The following is a 14521-nucleotide window of genomic DNA, read 5'->3' on the forward strand; positions in this document are numbered from 1 at the left end:
CTCCTTAATCGCTAAATTCGGCTGTTCGACAGCTTCAACCCTGCACGACGCAGGTGGCCAGGTGCGCAGCGAGCGCATCAAAGGCAATGTTCTGTTGTTCGCCCTGACCACGCAGGGGTTTGAAACCTATCACTTGCTGGGCCAATTCGTCATCGCCGAGGATCAGCGCATACAACGCGCCGCTCTTGTCGGCCTTCTTGAACTGGCTCTTGAAGCTGCCCGCACCGGCATTGATCTGCAGACGCAGGTTCGGCAGCTGGTCACGCACTTTTTCGCTCAGGGCCAACGCAGCCAGTTCGGCGGCCTCGCCAAAAGCACAAAGATACACGTCCACCTGACGGGAAATCTCTTCGGGCACTTGCTCCAGGGTCTCCAGCAGCAGGATCAGCCGCTCGATGCCCATGGCGAAACCCACGCCTGCGGTGGGCTTGCCGCCCATCTGCTCGACCAGGCCGTCGTAACGACCACCGGCACACACGGTGCCTTGGGCGCCGAGTTTGTCGGTGACCCATTCGAACACGGTCTTGCTGTAGTAATCGAGGCCGCGCACCAGCTTCGGGTTGATCACATACGGGATACCCGCCGCATCCAGGCGAGCCTTGAGGCCCTCGAAGTGCGTGCGGGATTCTTCGTCCAGGTAATCGGCCATTTTCGGCGCATCGAGCAGCACGGCCTGGGTGTCGGCGTTCTTGGTATCAAGCACGCGCAACGGGTTGGTCTTCAGGCGGCGCTGGCTGTCTTCGTCCAATTTATCCAGGTGGGCAGACAGGTACTCCACCAGGGCGACCCGGTAGCGGCCCCGGGATTCACTGGTGCCCAGGCTGTTGAGCTCGAGCTTGACCGCGTCGCGGATGCCCAACTGGCCCCACAGGCGCCAGGTCAGAACGATCAGTTCGGCGTCAATGTCCGGGCCGTCCAGGTTGAAGACTTCGCAACCGATCTGGTGGAACTGGCGATAACGGCCTTTCTGCGGACGTTCGTGGCGGAACATCGGGCCGATGTACCACAGTTTCTGGGTCTGGCCGCCACCGGTGATGCCATGCTCCAGCACAGCGCGAACGCACGCGGCGGTGCCTTCCGGACGCAGGGTCAGGGAGTCGCCGTTACGGTCTTCAAAGGTGTACATCTCTTTTTCGACGATGTCGGTCACTTCACCGATGGAGCGCTTGAACAGCTCGGTGAATTCAACGATCGGCATACGAATCTGCTTGTAACCGTAGTTATCCAGCAGGCGCGCGACCGTGCTCTCGAAATAGCGCCACAGTGGCGTCTGCTCCGGCAGGATGTCGTTCATGCCACGAATGGCTTGCAGAGACTTGCTCACATCAAATCCTTAAATTCGTTCAATCAGCCGCGAGCGATCAGCGCTGCATCAGCGGCGACCTTTTCGGCCGCTTTCTGGCGGATCAGCTTTTCCAGCTCATCCACCAGATTGTCATTCGTCAATTTCTGCGACGGCTTGCCGTCGATATAAATCAGGTTCGGCGTACCGCCGGTCAAGCCCACATGCGCCTCTTTGGCCTCGCCCGGTCCGTTGACCACGCAACCGATCACCGCCACATCCAGCGGCACCAGCAGGTCTTCGAGACGCAACTCCAGGTCGTTCATGGTTTTCACCACGTCGAAGTTCTGTCGCGAGCAGCTCGGACAGGCAATGAAGTTGATGCCACGGGAACGCAAACGCAGGGATTTGAGAATGTCGTAACCGACCTTCACTTCCTCTACGGGGTCTGCCGCCAGGGAGATGCGGATAGTATCGCCAATCCCTTCGGCAAGCAGCATACCGAGACCCACCGCAGATTTCACTGTGCCTGAACGTAAACCGCCCGCTTCAGTGATGCCCAGGTGCAATGGCTGCACGATTTCCTTGGCCAGCAGGCGGTAGGCTTCTACGGCCATGAACACGTCGGAAGCCTTTACGCTGACCTTGAAGTCCTGGAAATTCAGGCGTTCGAGGTGTTCAACATGGCGCAGGGCCGACTCGACCAGCGCCGCCGGGGTCGGCTCGCCGTATTTCTTTTGCAGGTCTTTTTCCAGCGACCCGGCGTTAACGCCGATGCGGATGGGGATGCCGCGATCACGGGCCGCATCGACCACAGCGCGCACACGGTCTTCACGACCGATGTTGCCCGGGTTGATGCGCAGGCAGTCCACACCCAATTCGGCTACGCGCAATGCGATCCTGTAATCGAAGTGAATGTCGGCAACCAGTGGCACCTTGACCAATTGCTTGATACGGCCGAACGCTTCAGCAGCGTCCATGTCCGGTACGGAAACCCGCACGATGTCCACGCCGGCCGCTTCCAGACGATTGATCTGGGCGACGGTGGCGGCCACGTCATTGGTGTCGCTGTTGGTCATGCTCTGCACCGCGATGGGGGCATCGCCGCCCACCGGCACCGAGCCGACCCAGATCTTGCGCGATACGCGACGTTTGATTGGAGATTCGCCGTGCATGACTATTGTCCCAACTTGAGGCGAGCTGTCTCGCCACTGGTGAACGGCGCCACGTCCACAGGCTGGCCGTTGTAGGCCACTTGCGCGCCACGGGCGAAGCCCAGACGCAGCGTCAAAGGAGGCTTGCCGCCCTGGTCAAGCGTATCTCCCTTACGCTTGAGGCCGCTGAACAGCACTTTGCCGTTGCCATCGGTGACTTGCGTCCAGCAGTCGGCAACGAAGGTGATCTGTACGCGCCCGTCACCGGCGATCAACGCAGGCGTGGTGGGCGGCGAAATGGCGGGCGCAGCCGGTGCAGGCGCCTGTGCCGGAGCGGCTGGTGCAGGGGCTTGGGCGACAGGCGCTGCTGGAGCCGGAGCGGGTACGGTCGCAGTCGCAGCAGGTGCGCTGGCGGCGTCTGGAGCCGGCTGTTCGACGGGGGCAGGCGCTTCTGGCGCGGCTTGTGATTCGGCAACCGCCTGGTCTTCCGGCTCATCCAGCGGATGAATCTGGGTGGTGCCATCGGCGCTTTCGACTTCGACGTGTTCCAGCGCGTTGCTGGTCAGGTCTTTATTGCGCTGGGAGGCCTGGTCTTGCCACCAGACGAAGCCACCGCCGATCACCGCAATCAATAGCAACAGGCTGACAATGCGCAAAATCGTGTGGGAAACCCGAGTGGGCTCTTCGATACGCCCAAGGCCATGGACGTTACTGCCCTGGGAGTCGGTGCCGGTGTACTGGTCGAACGCCTGGACCAACGCGGTCTGGTCGATGCCCAGCAATTTGGCATAGGCACGGATATAGCCGCGGGCAAACGTGTGCCCAGGCAGTTTGTCGAACGCGCCAGCCTCCAGGTTGGCCAGGGAGGTGCTGGTCAAATTGAGCTTGAGGGCCACTTCCGCCAGCGACCAACCATTGCTTTCGCGGGCCTGACGCAAGGTCTCGCCTGGGTTGACGCGATTAGCTGCTACAACTTCCGGGTGCGCGGCTTTCATCATTGCTCCGACAGGTATTGCTGATATTCCGGCGTACCGGGATAGAGTCGTTCGAGTTGCTGGCCAAAACGTGCGGCCGTGTCGCGTTCTTCATGAACCGTCGCCAGGCGCACACCGAGCAACAGACTACGTGCATTGTGCCCGCTGAGCCGGCTGAAACGCTCGTAATAGTCGCGTGCCGGCACATAATGCCTGTCTTCGTAAGACAACTCAGCCATTTCAAGCAAAGCGCGTGGTTGGCGAGCGTTCAGGAGCAGGGCTTTTTCCAGTTGCTGACGCGCCAGCTCGCGCTGGCCGAGGTGTACCGACGTCACCCCAAGGTTCTCGAACACACGCGAACGCTCAGGATAAAGGGTATCGCTACTGGCCTGCCGGAAATAAACGGCAGCCTGCTCATAACGCTTCTGCTCGAACAGGAAGCTGCCGTAGTTGTTCAGCAACCGGGCGTCGCCAGGACGGGAAGCCAGCGCCTTGGTGAAATACTGATCGGCCAACTCGGGCTCGGCCTGCGCCTTGAACACTAGCGCCAGCGCGGCATTGGCATCAGCATCGTCGGCATCCAGCTCGAGGGCCTTTTTCAAGGGCACCTTGGCCTGCTCGTTCATGCCTTGTTGCAGATAGCCCAAGCCCAGTTGCACATAGGCCGCTCGCGCCGCGTCACGGCCCTTGCCGGTTTGCAAAGGGCTGTCATGGCCCGATGAAACACAACCGGTCGCGAGACCGGTAACAAGCAACAGCAGCGCAAGGCGCAAGGGCATAGAGGTCCTCTCTCAGTTTCGATTTGCAGCGCTTTGCGGTGCATCGTCGGCGGCGCTCAACTCACGCACGGCGATGTAACGCTCACTGCGACGGGTGCGATCCAGCACCTGCCCTACCAATTGGCCACAGGCGGCGTCGATGTCTTCACCGCGGGTCGTGCGGACGGTGACGTTGTAGCCGGCCTGGTGCAGTTGATCCTGGAAACGGCGGATGGCGTTGTTACTCGGCCGCTCGTAGCCAGAATGGGGAAACGGGTTGAACGGAATCAGGTTGATCTTGCACGGGGTGTTCTTGAGCAGCTCGATCATCTCGACCGCGTGCTCGACCTTGTCGTTGATGTCCTTGAGCATGGTGTACTCAATGGTCAGCACACGCTTCTCGCCCAAAGTCGCCATGTAGCGCTGGCAAGATTCGAGCAGCATCTTAAGCGGATACTTCTTGTTGATCGGCACCAATTGGTTACGCAATGCGTCATTCGGTGCGTGCAGCGACAACGCCAGGGAAACGTCGATGTGCTTCGCCAGCTCATCGATCATCGGTACCACGCCGGAGGTCGACAGGGTCACACGGCGCTTGGAAATGCCGTAGCCCAGGTCGTCCATCATCAGGTGCATGGCCGCAATCACGTTGTCGAAGTTCAGCAGCGGCTCACCCATGCCCATCATCACCACGTTGGTGATGGCACGGTCGACGGTCGCCGGGACGCTGCCAAAGGATTTGTTGGCAATCCACACCTGGCCGATGACTTCGGCGGCGGTGAGGTTGCTATTGAAGCCTTGCTTGCCGGTGGAGCAGAAACTGCAGTCCAGGGCACAGCCTGCCTGGGACGAAACGCATAAGGTGCCGCGCTTGCCCTGGGGAATGTATACGGTCTCGACGCAGCTGCCGGACGCCACGCGCACCACCCACTTACGGGTGCCGTCGGTGGAGATGTCTTCGCTGACTACTTCGGGACCACGCACCTCAGCAATGGCCTTGAGCTTGTCGCGCAAGGCCTTGCTGACGTTCGTCATGGCGTCGAAATCGTCGACGCCAAAGTGGTGAATCCACTTCATTACCTGACCGGCACGGAAACGCTTCTCCCCGATTGAGTCGAAGAATTTCTCCATTTCCGGCTGAGTCAGACCCAGCAGGTTGGTTTTAACAGTCGATGTTGTCATGGATTCACCCTCACTCTTTAAGCCGATGCTTAGCGAGCGGTTACTTCGGTAGCTGCGAAGAAGTACGAGATTTCGCGAGCAGCAGCGGCTTCGGAGTCCGAACCGTGTACAGCGTTGGCGTCGATGGATTCAGCGAAGTCAGCACGGATGGTGCCGGCAGCAGCTTCTTTAGGGTTGGTAGCGCCCATCAGCTCACGGTTCAGAGCGATAGCGTTTTCGCCTTCCAGAACCTGAACAACAACAGGACCGGAGATCATGAAGGCAACCAGGTCGCCGAAGAAGCCACGAGCGCTGTGCTCAGCGTAGAAGCCTTCTGCTTCAGCCTTGGACAGTTGCTTGAGTTTCGAAGCTACAACCTTCAGGCCGGCTTTTTCGAAACGAGTGGTGATCTCGCCGATGACGTTTTTTGCAACAGCGTCAGGCTTGATGATGGAGAAAGTACGTTGAACAGCCATGGTGTAACTCCAGAAACGGTAATTTACGAAAAATTAAACCCGCGAATTATACGCGGGTTATTGGGTATTGCCTAACTGCGTAAAGGCGGCTCAGTCTGCTTCTTCGATCCACAGGCCCTGAATCGCCTCCAGAACCTTCTCGCCACCCCGGTCGGGGATGTCGTCGAAGTCCGGCAGCTCCATTACGAGGTTGCGCAGCTTGACGAAGTTCACCGTAAGAGGATTGACCTCGGGATGAGCTTCAGCAAGCTGTATAGCGATTTCTTGTACATCAACCCATTTCAGGCTCATGACATTTCCTTGAATCAATGCGGCGCTTCGGCCGCATGGTTGAGCGAATATTTCGGGATTTCGACAGTGATGTCTTCAGTGCCGACCTTGGCCTGACAGCTCAGACGAGAAGTCGCTTCCAGGCCCCAGGCGCGGTCAAGGAAGTCCTCTTCCAGCTCATCGGCCTCTTCCAGGCTGTTGAAGCCTTCGCGGATGATGCAGTGGCAGGTGGTGCAGGCACACACACCGCCGCAGGCGCTTTCGATCTCGATGTGGTTATCGTGGGCGACTTCAAGGATGGACTTGCCGGTCTCAGCCTCCACGACCATACCATCCGGGCAATGCTCGGCGTGTGGCAGAAAAATGATCTGCGGCATCAGTTAATCCTCAAGTTCATTCAGGTTGCGGCCCGCCAGGGCGGCTTTTACCGACTGGTCCATACGACGGGCGGCAAAGGCATCGGTCACTTGCGACAGACGCTTGGTCTGCTGCTCGATGGCGTAACCATCGGTGCCTTTCATGAGTTCGGCCAGTTCCTGCATCTGCAGGTCAATGACCATGCGCTCTTCGGCATCCAACAGGCGCTCGCCGTCAGCCTCAAGGGCGCCCTGCACCGCTTCGAGCAGGCGCTGGGCGTCGACTTGCTGCTCACGCAACACGCGGGCGACCTTGTCGTCGCTGGCATATTGGAACGAGTCCTTGAGCATCTTGGCGATTTCGCCGTCAGTCAGCCCGTAGGACGGCTTGACCTGAATGCTGGCTTCAACGCCTGAGGCCAACTCGCGCGCAGCCACGCTGAGCAGGCCGTCGGCGTCCACCTGGAAGGTCACGCGAATCTTCGCCGCGCCCGCCACCATGGCCGGGATACCGCGCAATTCAAAGCGCGCCAGGGAGCGGCAGTCGCTGATCAGCTCGCGCTCGCCTTGCAGCACATGGATCATCATGGCCGCCTGGCCATCTTTGTACGTGGTGAAGTCCTGAGCACGGGCGACGGGAATGGTGGTGTTGCGTGGAATCACCTTTTCCATCAGGCCGCCCATGGTTTCCAGGCCCAGGGACAACGGAATCACATCAAGCAGCAGCAATTCGCCACCATCGCGCTTGTTGCCGGCCAGGGTATCGGCCTGGATCGCGGCGCCAATGGCGACGACTTGGTCCGGATCGATTTCGGTCAGCGGCTGGCGGCCAAAGGCTTGGGCGACGGCTTCACGCACGCGCGGAACACGGGTGGAACCGCCCACCATGACCACGGCACCGACGTCTTCCAGTTCGATACCGGAATCTCGCACCGCCCGGCGGCAGGCTTTCAGGCTGCGGGCGACCATGGGTTCGATCAACGCATCGAAGGCTTCGCGCGTCAGTTGGGCTGACCAGGTGCCGTAGGAAACTTCAACAGTTGCAGCATCCGTCAGCGCTTCCTTGGCGGCGCAGGCGGTTTGCAGCAGGCTGCGCTGTGCACCCGGGTCCAGGTCGGCAGACAAGCCCGCACTGCTGATGATCCAGCTCGCGATGGCGTGATCAAAATCGTCACCGCCGAGGGCGCTGTCGCCGCCGGTCGCCAGCACTTCAAAGACGCCGCCGGTCAGGCGCAGGATTGAAATATCAAAGGTGCCGCCTCCCAGGTCATAAATCGCGACCAGGCCTTCAGCATGCTGATCCAGGCCGTAAGCCACGGCAGCCGCGGTCGGCTCGTTGAGCAGGCGCAGCACGTTCAGACCGGCGAGTTTGGCCGCGTCCTTGGTGGCTTGGCGCTGCGCGTCATCGAAATACGCCGGAACGGTGATCACCGCACCAACCAGTTCGCCGCCCAAGGTGGTTTCCGCACGTTGGCGCAGCACCTTGAGGATATCGGCTGACACTTCCACCGGGCTTTTCGGGCCTTGGACGGTGTCGATGAACGGCATATGGGATTCGCCGCCGACAAAGCGGTACGGCAGCTGGTCGCCCAATTGCTTGACGTCGGACAACCCACGACCCATCAAGCGCTTGACCGACAACACGGTGTTCAAGGGGTCGGTAGACGCTGCCAGCTTGGCCGACTCGCCCACTTCGATGCGGTCGGCGTGATAACGCACGGCGGATGGCAGGATCACCTGGCCATCGGCATCGGGCAGTGGCTCGGACAGGCCGCTGCGCAAGGCGGCGACCAGGGAATTGGTGGTGCCCAGGTCAATCCCGACCGCCAGGCGACGCTGGTGTGGTTGAGGGCTTTGGCCGGGTTCGGCGATTTGCAGTAGAGCCATGGTAATCAGGTCTTATCTGTCTATCAGGCGTGCATCACGGGCAGCACTGGGTTAATCGTCGAGGCGCTCTTCTAGCTGGCGCACTTCGTAGGTGAGCTTGTCGAGAAACTGCATGCGCCGCATCAGGCGCTCGGCCTGCTCACGTTGCGCCGCATCATCCCAACAGGCTGCGAAGCTTTCGTTGAGCTCATCCTGGGCGGTTTTCAGACGCCGTTTGAAGACCGCGACGCCAGCCACATCGGCTTCGTCCTGCAACTCTTCAAGTTCTTCGCGCCACTGCATCTGCTGCATCAGGAAGTCCGGGTCATGCACGGTGACTTCCATCGGCAACTCACCGCCCTTCATCGCAAGCAAATAACGCGCGCGCTTGGGGGGGCTTTTCAGCGTCTGATAGGCTTCGTTGAGGCTGGCCGATTGCTCCAGCGCCAAGCGCTGCTCACGCTCGGAAGCGTCAGCGAAACGGTCCGGATGCACGCCACGCGCCAATTCTCGATAGCGCGTGGCAAGCTGCTCGAGGTCCAGCCGAAAGCTCGGTTGCAACTCGAATAAAGCGAAATGACAAGGAGTACCCACAAGAAGCCTCAGATGTTGAAGCTTTCGCCGCAGCCACATTCACCGCGTACGTTGGGGTTGTTGAACTTGAAGCCTTCGTTCAACCCTTCCTTGACGAAATCGAGCTCGGTGCCGTCCAGGTAGGTCAGGCTCTTTGGGTCGATGATCACTTTCTCGCCGTGACTTTCGAACACCTGATCCTCTTCAACCACCTCGTCGACAAACTCCAGCACGTAGGCAAGGCCGGAACAGCCCGTGGTGCGAACACCCAGACGAATCCCCTCACCTTTACCGCGCCCATTCAGGGAGCGGCGAATGTGCTGCGCAGCCGCTTCTGTCATGCTGATAGCCATCGTTGACTCCTTACTCGTCGCCAAATACTTAGATCAAGCCTTTCTTCTGCTTGTAGTCGCGAACGGCCGCCTTGATGGCGTCTTCGGCGAGTACCGAGCAGTGAATTTTCACCGGCGGCAGGGCCAGTTCTTCGGCCAGCTGGGTGTTGCTGATGGTGACAGCCTCATCCAGGGTCTTGCCTTTCATCCATTCGGTCGCCAGGGAGCTGGAGGCGATGGCCGAACCGCAGCCGTAGGTCTTGAACTTGGCGTCTTCGATAACGCCAGCGTCGTTGACCTTGATCTGCAGGCGCATCACATCGCCGCACGCCGGAGCGCCAACCATGCCAGTGCCGACATCAGGATCTTCCGCGTTCATCTTGCCGACGTTGCGCGGGTTTTCGTAGTGGTCGATGACCTTTTCGCTGTAAGCCATGGTACTGAATCCTCACTCATCAGGGCCGCTCTGGAACCCTGTAGAAACGCCTGCGTTTTCCGCCACGTTCCTACAGAGCTTGGGTGGCGGCTTCTATATTTAGTGTGCCGCCCACTCGATCTTGGAAATGTCGACACCGTCTTTGTACATGTCCCACAGCGGCGACAGAACGCGCAGCTTGTTGACGGCTTCGCAGACTTTCTGCGCGGCGTAGTCGACTTGCTCTTCAGTGGTGAAGCGGCCGAAGGTAAAGCGGATCGAGCTGTGTGCCAGTTCGTCGTTGCGGCCCAGGGCGCGCAATACATACGAAGGCTCAAGGGACGCCGAGGTGCAGGCCGAACCGGACGATACCGCCAGGTCCTTGAGCGCCATGATCAGCGACTCGCCTTCGACGTAGTTGAAGCTCAAATTCAGGTTGTGCGGTACGCGGGCGGTCATGCTGCCGTTGATGTACAGCTCTTCAAGGTTCTCGACCTGCTTGTAGAAGCGATCGCTCAGCGCCTTGATGCGCACGTTTTCGGCCGCCATGTCTTCCTTGGCGACGCGGAAGGCTTCGCCCATGCCGACGATCTGGTGGGTCGCCAGGGTGCCGGAACGCATGCCGCGCTCGTGACCGCCGCCATGCATGGTCGCTTCGATACGCACCCGAGGCTTGCGGCTCACGTACAGCGCGCCGATGCCTTTAGGGCCGTAGGTCTTGTGGGCCGAGAACGACATCAGGTCGACTTTCAGCTTGGACAGGTCGATGTCGACCTTGCCGGTGGACTGAGCGGCGTCGACGTGCAGCAGAATGCCCTTGGAGCGGGTCAGTTCGCCAATCGCTTCGATGTCGTTGATGGTGCCGATTTCGTTGTTCACGTGAATCACCGAAACCAGGATGGTGTCTTCACGCAACGCGGCTTCGATCATGGCCGGGGTGACGATACCGTCGGTGGTCGGCTCGAGGTAGGTGACCTCAAAACCTTCACGCTCCAGTTGGCGCATGGTGTCGAGGACAGCCTTGTGCTCAATCTTGGTGGTGATCAGGTGCTTGCCCTTGGTCGCATAGAAATGCGCCGCGCCCTTGATTGCCAGATTGTCGGACTCGGTGGCACCGGAGGTCCAGACGATTTCGCGCGGGTCTGCGCCAACCAGGTCGGCGACCTGGCGCCGAGCGTTCTCGACCGCTTCCTCGGCTTTCCAGCCGAACACGTGGGAACGGGAGGCCGGGTTGCCGAAGTTTCCGTCAACCAGCAGGCATTCGCTCATTTTTTGCGCGACACGCGGATCAACCGGGGTGGTCGCTGAGTAATCAAGGTAAATCGGCAATTTCATGGACTTTCTCCTAAATCAGGCTGGCTGGCGTGCCGTTAGCTCTGCGGCTGTCACTCGACGGCGGACGCTTCGATCTTGTCCAGACGCGGCGCCTTGGTGTTGCAACGGCGCTGGTCCTGACGCTGGGCTACTTCTTGCACCTCACGGCGAGTCACAAGATCAGCCAAGCTGATACCACTCAAAAACTCATGGATCTGCAGGCTCAAGTCACACCACAAGTGGTGTGTGAGGCAGGTGTCGCCGGCGTGGCAGTCACCCAAGCCCTGGCATTTGGTGGCGTCGACGGATTCGTTGACCGCATCGATCACCTGGGCCACCTGAATGCCCTGCATGTCGCGGGACAACTGATAGCCACCACCTGGCCCCCGCACGCTGGAAACCAGGTTGCTACGACGCAATTTGGCGAACAGCTGCTCGAGGTAAGACAGGGAAATGCCTTGGCGCTCGGAGATATCGGCCAGGGACACCGGCCCAGTTTGCGCGTGCAAAGCCAAGTCAAGCATGGCAGTCACCGCGTATCGGCCTTTTGTAGTCAGTCTCATGGACAAGTACCAAGGTGTTTCAGAATGGGAGCAAGTATGCGATTCCCGAGTATTTAAGTCAACTATAAGACCTAGTACTTTAGTCAGGATTACCCGTAAAAAGGGCGCGCGAATCATAGCAGGATGGGGTGGAAGCGAACAGCAGGAACAGGGTTTGGCAGAAATTCCCAGACCAATGCAGATCAAAATGTGGGAGGGGGCTTGCTCCCGATAGCAGTGGATCAGCCAAAACTCTGGTGGCTGACACTCTGCTATCGGGAGCAAGCCCCCTCCCACAGGGTTATTGCGGCGGGTCTTAGACCTCAGCTGGCCTTGGTGGCCGCTTCGCTCTTGATCTCGGCGAAGTCTTCTTCGCGCAGCTCAGGCAGGTCTTTTGCGCAGTAGCTGCTGCCCAATTCCTTCAGCGCGCCGCACATCCCGTCCAGCTTGCCGTCCACCGCTTGCAGGTGGTCAAGCAACTGGCCGATGGCGCGCGCCACCGGGTCGGGCATGTCTTCACTGACGCCGTAGGCATCGAAGCCGATTTTTTCGGCCATGGCCTTACGCTTGGCCTCCTGCTCGTCGCCCACTTCCGGCTTGACGATGATCCGTCCAGGAATGCCCACAACCGTGGCACCGGGCGGCACTGCCTTGGTCACCACCGCATTGGAGCCCACCTTGGCACCGGCGCCTACGGTGAACGGGCCGAGTACCTTGGCGCCCGCACCTACCACCACGCCGTCGCCCAGCGTCGGGTGGCGCTTGCCTTTATTCCAGGTGGTACCGCCCAGGGTGACACCCTGATAGAGGGTCACGTCATCGCCAATCTCAGCCGTCTCGCCAATCACGATGCCCATGCCATGGTCGATAAAGAAGCGACGCCCGACCTTGGCGCCCGGATGAATCTCGATCCCGGTCAACCAGCGCCCGAAGTTCGACACCAACCGCGCCAACCATTTCCAGCCCATGCCCCACAAGGCGCCGGACAGGCGATGAATCCAGATCGCGTGCATGCCCGGGTAGCAGGTCAGCACTTCAAAGGCGTTGCGCGCCGCCGGGTCACGGTGGAAAACACTCTGGATATCTTCTCGCAAACGCTCGAACATTTTTAATCCTTCCGCTTAAGGAGCTCACCACGGGCCGCTTTCTGGGTCTCCGTGAGGATGCCACGCAATATATTCATTTCCGCCCGGCTGACCGAGCTGCGCCCGTAAAGGCGACGCAGGCGCGCCATCAAGTGCCGTGGTTTTTCAGGATCGAGGAACTCGATGGCCACCAGGGTTTGCTCCAGGTGCTCATAGAAGCGTTCCAGCTCGTCCATGGTGGCGAGCTCGCCACTTTTGGTCGATGCAACCTCATCCTTCTCCATCTTGCTTGGCTGACCGGCAGCCGCCAGCCAGGCCATGCGCACTTCATAAGTCAGCACCTGCACCGCCGCGCCGAGGTTCAGCGAACTGAACTCAGGGTCTGATGGAATGTGCACGTGGTAATGACATCGCTGCAGCTCTTCATTGGTCAGGCCGGAGTCTTCACGGCCAAATACCAACGCGATTTCTGCACCGCCCGCCGCCTCTTCTACCACTTTGGTACCGCACTCACGCGGGTCCAGCAGCGGCCAGGGAATGCGACGATCACGAGCGCTGGTGCCGAGCACCAGGTTGCAGCCGACCAGGGCATCTTCCAGGGTGGCGACAACCTGGGCGTTTTCCAGGATGTCATTGGCACCGGATGCGCGGGCATCGGCCTCGTGGTGCGGAAACACACGTGGCTCGACCAGCACCAGGCGCGTCAGCCCCATGTTTTTCATGGCTCGCGCCACCCCGCCGATGTTGCCGGGATGACTGGTATTGACCAGGACGACACGAATGTTTTGCAGCAAGGGAGGCGCTCTCGGACACGGGAAAGGGGAGCAAATCTTACAGAACCGCCCAAGGTTATGCCATGAAAGCTAACGTCGTCCTTCACCTGCAGAAAGTTTCTGCTAGAATGCCCGGCTTTCTTTAACAACCTTAGGTGACACATCCATGCAGCCCATGCTGAATATCGCGCTGCGCGCCGCCCGCAGCGCCAGTGAATTGATCTTCCGCTCTATCGAGCGCCTGGATACCATCAAGGTCGACGAAAAAGACGCCAAGGATTATGTATCCGAGGTGGACCGCGCCGCCGAACAGAAAATCATCGACGCCCTGCGCAAGGCCTACCCTACCCACGGCATCCTCGGTGAAGAGACCGGCCTGCACAAAGGCAGCGGTGAAGGCGAAGACTACCTGTGGATCATCGACCCACTGGATGGCACCACCAACTTCCTGCGCGGCATCCCGCACTTTGCTGTGAGCATTGCCTGCAAATACCGTGGCCGCCTGGAACACGCCGTCGTTCTCGACCCGGTTCGCCAGGAAGAATTCACCGCCAGCCGTGGCCGTGGCGCCCAGCTCAATGGCCGTCGCCTGCGCGTGAGCGGGCGCACCAGCCTGGATGGCGCCCTGCTGGGCACTGGCTTCCCGTTCCGTGACGATCAAATGGACAACCTGGAAAACTACCTGGGCATGTTCCGCGCCCTGGTTGGCCAGACCGCGGGTATCCGTCGCGCTGGCGCAGCGAGCCTGGACCTGGCTTACGTTGCCGCTGGTCGTTTTGATGCGTTCTGGGAGTCGGGCCTGTCGGAGTGGGACATGGCTGCAGGCGCCCTGTTGATCCAGGAAGCGGGCGGCTTGGTGAGCGACTTCACCGGTGGTCATGACTTCCTTGAGAAAGGCCATGTGGTTGCCGGCAACACCAAATGCTTCAAAGCAGTGCTGACGGCGATCCAGCCGCACCTGCCGGCTTCGCTGAAGCGCTAAGCGAGCGAGCATAAAAAAGCACCCCTCGGGGTGCTTTTTTATGCTTGGGATTTGAGCCAGGTCCATGCATCAGCAGCAACACTTAACAAGTGTGGGAGGGGGGGTTGCCCCCGATTGCAGTATGTCAGTCAGAATATCTGGTACTGATCCACCGCTATCGGGGGCAAGCCCCCTCCCACATTATGAAGCTCACAAGCTTTGAGGCCTG

Annotated in this window: 17 protein-coding genes; 1 reads left to right on the forward strand and 16 read right to left on the reverse strand. The window is 59.9% G+C overall.

Annotation, left to right across the window (positions count from 1 at the left end; all coding sequences use genetic code 11):
* Positions 1–34: 34 nt before the first annotated feature.
* From hisS to trmJ, 16 genes are all read right to left on the reverse strand, one after another.
* Entirely contained in the window at positions 35–1324 is a 1290-nt protein-coding gene (gene hisS / locus C4J84_RS20795; protein WP_124368255.1) for a histidine--tRNA ligase, read from the reverse strand.
* Between the two features lie 23 nt (positions 1325–1347).
* Positions 1348–2457, reverse strand: coding sequence for a flavodoxin-dependent (E)-4-hydroxy-3-methylbut-2-enyl-diphosphate synthase (gene ispG / locus C4J84_RS20800; protein ID WP_124368256.1), 1110 nt, complete (start codon positions 2455–2457; stop codon positions 1348–1350).
* Between the two features lie 2 nt (positions 2458–2459).
* Complete coding sequence (locus C4J84_RS20805) at positions 2460–3431, reverse strand: RodZ family helix-turn-helix domain-containing protein (protein ID WP_124371763.1); 972 nt, start codon at positions 3429–3431, stop codon at positions 2460–2462.
* Complete coding sequence (gene pilW, locus C4J84_RS20810) at positions 3431–4189, reverse strand: type IV pilus biogenesis/stability protein PilW (protein WP_124371764.1); 759 nt, start codon at positions 4187–4189, stop codon at positions 3431–3433. Before pilW ends, C4J84_RS20805 begins: the two co-directional genes overlap by 1 nt.
* Before the next feature lie 12 nt (positions 4190–4201).
* The gene (rlmN, locus tag C4J84_RS20815) at positions 4202–5350 is read right to left on the reverse strand and encodes a 23S rRNA (adenine(2503)-C(2))-methyltransferase RlmN (protein WP_124371765.1); all 1149 of its coding nucleotides are present in this window, start codon (positions 5348–5350) and stop codon (positions 4202–4204) included.
* A 29-nt stretch (positions 5351–5379) separates the two neighbouring features.
* Positions 5380–5805, reverse strand: coding sequence for a nucleoside-diphosphate kinase (gene ndk / locus C4J84_RS20820; RefSeq protein WP_003175956.1), 426 nt, complete (start codon positions 5803–5805; stop codon positions 5380–5382).
* Positions 5806–5895: 90 nt separating this feature from the next.
* Positions 5896–6096, reverse strand: a complete 201-nt coding sequence (iscX, locus tag C4J84_RS20825) for a Fe-S cluster assembly protein IscX (protein ID WP_003238461.1) — start codon at positions 6094–6096, stop codon at positions 5896–5898.
* 14 nt (positions 6097–6110) lie between these two features.
* Entirely contained in the window at positions 6111–6452 is a 342-nt protein-coding gene (gene fdx, locus C4J84_RS20830; protein ID WP_057723961.1) for an ISC system 2Fe-2S type ferredoxin, read from the reverse strand.
* A 3-nt stretch (positions 6453–6455) separates the two neighbouring features.
* Positions 6456–8318: a Fe-S protein assembly chaperone HscA gene (hscA, locus tag C4J84_RS20835; protein ID WP_124371766.1), complete on the reverse strand. Its 1863-nt coding sequence runs from the start codon at positions 8316–8318 to the stop codon at positions 6456–6458.
* Positions 8319–8369: 51 nt separating this feature from the next.
* A complete protein-coding gene (hscB, locus tag C4J84_RS20840; protein ID WP_014719822.1) occupies positions 8370–8891 on the reverse strand; it encodes a co-chaperone HscB in 522 nt (173 codons plus the stop codon).
* Positions 8892–8899: 8 nt separating this feature from the next.
* Positions 8900–9223 carry an iron-sulfur cluster assembly protein IscA gene (gene iscA, locus C4J84_RS20845; protein WP_003209680.1) on the reverse strand — a complete coding sequence of 108 codons (324 nt, stop codon included), beginning with the start codon at positions 9221–9223 and terminating at the stop codon, positions 8900–8902.
* A gap of 28 nt (positions 9224–9251) precedes the next feature.
* The gene (iscU, locus tag C4J84_RS20850; protein ID WP_003175965.1) at positions 9252–9638 is read right to left on the reverse strand and encodes a Fe-S cluster assembly scaffold IscU; all 387 of its coding nucleotides are present in this window, start codon (positions 9636–9638) and stop codon (positions 9252–9254) included.
* Positions 9639–9737: 99 nt separating this feature from the next.
* Positions 9738–10952, reverse strand: coding sequence for an IscS subfamily cysteine desulfurase (locus C4J84_RS20855; RefSeq protein ID WP_057723964.1), 1215 nt, complete (start codon positions 10950–10952; stop codon positions 9738–9740).
* 50 nt (positions 10953–11002) lie between these two features.
* Positions 11003–11494, reverse strand: coding sequence for a Fe-S cluster assembly transcriptional regulator IscR (gene iscR / locus C4J84_RS20860; RefSeq protein WP_003194020.1), 492 nt, complete (start codon positions 11492–11494; stop codon positions 11003–11005).
* A 302-nt stretch (positions 11495–11796) separates the two neighbouring features.
* Complete coding sequence (gene cysE / locus C4J84_RS20865; protein ID WP_124371767.1) at positions 11797–12579, reverse strand: serine O-acetyltransferase; 783 nt, start codon at positions 12577–12579, stop codon at positions 11797–11799.
* Between the two features lie 2 nt (positions 12580–12581).
* A complete protein-coding gene (gene trmJ, locus C4J84_RS20870; protein ID WP_124364301.1) occupies positions 12582–13352 on the reverse strand; it encodes a tRNA (cytosine(32)/uridine(32)-2'-O)-methyltransferase TrmJ in 771 nt (256 codons plus the stop codon).
* A 145-nt stretch (positions 13353–13497) separates the two neighbouring features.
* Here trmJ and suhB point away from each other — a divergent pair, with 145 nt between their 5' ends.
* Positions 13498–14313 carry an inositol-phosphate phosphatase gene (gene suhB, locus C4J84_RS20875; protein ID WP_003175971.1) on the forward strand — a complete coding sequence of 272 codons (816 nt, stop codon included), beginning with the start codon at positions 13498–13500 and terminating at the stop codon, positions 14311–14313.
* The last annotated feature ends 208 nt before the right edge of the window (positions 14314–14521 follow it).

Source organism: Pseudomonas sp. R11-23-07, assembly GCF_003852295.1.
GTDB lineage: Bacteria > Pseudomonadota > Gammaproteobacteria > Pseudomonadales > Pseudomonadaceae > Aquipseudomonas.

Bases quoted from the DNA above. Each gene is read 5' to 3' on its own strand.
- iscR (WP_003194020.1), bottom strand. From the start codon at position 11,494: ATGAGACTGACTACAAAAGGCCGATACGCGGTGACTGCCATGCTTGAC.
- hscA (WP_124371766.1), bottom strand. From the start codon at position 8,318: ATGGCTCTACTGCAAATCGCCGAACCCGGCCAAAGCCCTCAACCACAC.
- fdx (WP_057723961.1), bottom strand. From the start codon at position 6,452: ATGCCGCAGATCATTTTTCTGCCACACGCCGAGCATTGCCCGGATGGT.
- pilW (WP_124371764.1), bottom strand. From the start codon at position 4,189: ATGCCCTTGCGCCTTGCGCTGCTGTTGCTTGTTACCGGTCTCGCGACC.
- ispG (WP_124368256.1), bottom strand. From the start codon at position 2,457: ATGCACGGCGAATCTCCAATCAAACGTCGCGTATCGCGCAAGATCTGG.
- iscU (WP_003175965.1), bottom strand. From the start codon at position 9,638: ATGGCTTACAGCGAAAAGGTCATCGACCACTACGAAAACCCGCGCAAC.
- ndk (WP_003175956.1), bottom strand. From the start codon at position 5,805: ATGGCTGTTCAACGTACTTTCTCCATCATCAAGCCTGACGCTGTTGCA.
- rlmN (WP_124371765.1), bottom strand. From the start codon at position 5,350: ATGACAACATCGACTGTTAAAACCAACCTGCTGGGTCTGACTCAGCCG.
- C4J84_RS20855 (WP_057723964.1), bottom strand. From the start codon at position 10,952: ATGAAATTGCCGATTTACCTTGATTACTCAGCGACCACCCCGGTTGAT.
- cysE (WP_124371767.1), bottom strand. From the start codon at position 12,579: ATGTTCGAGCGTTTGCGAGAAGATATCCAGAGTGTTTTCCACCGTGAC.
- iscX (WP_003238461.1), bottom strand. From the start codon at position 6,096: ATGAGCCTGAAATGGGTTGATGTACAAGAAATCGCTATACAGCTTGCT.
- C4J84_RS20805 (WP_124371763.1), bottom strand. From the start codon at position 3,431: ATGAAAGCCGCGCACCCGGAAGTTGTAGCAGCTAATCGCGTCAACCCA.
- suhB (WP_003175971.1), top strand. From the start codon at position 13,498: ATGCAGCCCATGCTGAATATCGCGCTGCGCGCCGCCCGCAGCGCCAGT.
- iscA (WP_003209680.1), bottom strand. From the start codon at position 9,223: ATGGCTATCAGCATGACAGAAGCGGCTGCGCAGCACATTCGCCGCTCC.